Annotated in this window: 1 protein-coding gene; it reads right to left on the bottom strand. The window is 61.7% G+C overall.

The window, feature by feature from the left end; translation table 11 throughout:
• Positions 1–4: 4 nt before the first annotated feature.
• Positions 5–1294 (bottom strand): IS4 family transposase, encoded by a 1290-nt coding sequence (locus tag H8A95_RS42980; protein ID WP_229188443.1) that lies wholly within the window; start codon positions 1292–1294, stop codon positions 5–7.
• Positions 1295–1494 lie beyond the last annotated feature (200 nt).

The following is a 1494-nucleotide window of genomic DNA, read 5'->3' as shown; positions in this document are numbered from 1 at the left end:
CGCACTAGTGCATGCACATATCTCTGAGGCTCCATCCTGCAGCGACGGCATGGAAGTATTCGAGGCCGGTTTTGAAGGTGATGGGGCCTGGCGGCTTGGACGACCGGTAGCCGTCCCAGCCGCCGAGGCGACCGATGATCCATGCGGCCCAAGCGAGGGTGTCGGGCAGGTGTGGATTCTTCAGCTTTTTGGTTCTGGCCTCGAGCAGCTGATTGAGGGCTCTCAAGGTGGCGATCTCATTGCTGTTAAAGGTCGTGGCGATGCCCTGCTGGCCACCGTTGCGCGCCTGCAGGAGCTGGATGGTAATGACCGCGGCTTTAGCAGCGATGGCGACCAATTTGAGAAGCCGCTCGGCGATGCCGATCTGGCTATCCTCGAGCTTGAAGCCCTGTGTCTTGAGGACGCGGAAGAACTGCTCGATGATCCAGCGCTGCTTATACCAATCGACGATGCGCCAACCATCGTCTGCATTGGCGACCTTATGCGAGGTGATGAGACGCCAATGCAGCGGTTCGACGTCGGGACCGGCATTGATCTCGCGAACGTCAACGATGGCGAGCGGCAGGCTTTTCGGCAAGTTTCGCAGGAACTTGCTCTGAGGTCGGGCAAGCTCGATCGCGCCGAAGCGAAGTTCGAGATCCGCCTGACGTGCAGGCCGTTGCGCACGTGCGGGCAATTGGACGGTGCGCCGCTGCACCGGCGCCATGGCGTCGATGGCCACGTACAGACCCGTCGCGTCAGCCAACTTGCGATCATGCATGCTGCGAGCGATCACGTGGTGGTTTTGCTCGGCCGCGCCGGCATAAAGAGCAAAAATATCGCTCTCGCGGTCACCAAGCAGGGTCACCATTGCGGCGCCCGCGAGCAGCGGCTTGGCCGCAAGGGCTGTGGTGAGCCAGCGCTGCGATTCCTTGTCTGACAGGTCGCGGCTGTCATGCGAGACGGTCCGGCGGCCCTCACGCGTCCACACCTCGCCGCTCAGAAGTCCCAGACAAGTGCCATTGTCCGCATCCACCGCCAGCAGCGGGTGCAGCAGCACGCCGTGATTATTGCCCTTGCCGATTTCTCCCAGCCCGCGTCGGCGTCGTGCGGTGGTGTTGAAGTGGATCTCGCTGGTGTCCTGGATCGCCAGCACATGGCGGCCTCTCACCGCCGCAACCGTGCTTTCGCTCCAGCTTTCGATGATCCGCTCCGTTGTCACCTTGTCATGGCCCAGAAAGCGGTTGAACCGCACTTCCAGCGCACGATCCCCTCGGGAAAGCCGCCGCAGGCACACATCCTTGCCCGCAACCATGCGTCCGACAAGCGTCGCCCCCCTTTATCGAGGCGACGATCCCCGAACCGGCCCAACGTCCAGTCAATCCGCGACAACATACCGGCACCTCCACCCAAACCGAAGTGCCGCAATAGGAATCACATGGATTGCCGATTCTGGAATCCCAGCCTTGGTACCCGAGTCAATCGGTCGCATCAGATGTGTGCATGCCGTAGTGC

This window comes from Bradyrhizobium oropedii (assembly GCF_020889685.1).
GTDB classification, from domain to species: domain Bacteria; phylum Pseudomonadota; class Alphaproteobacteria; order Rhizobiales; family Xanthobacteraceae; genus Bradyrhizobium; species Bradyrhizobium oropedii.
Note: the sequence above shows the minus strand (reverse complement) of the source record. Positions and strands in the feature narration are given on the sequence as shown.

Excerpts from the sequence above, each read along its gene's own strand:
- H8A95_RS42980 (WP_229188443.1), bottom strand. The coding sequence starts at position 1,294 with ATGGTTGCGGGCAAGGATGTGTGCCTGCGGCGGCTTTCCCGAGGGGAT.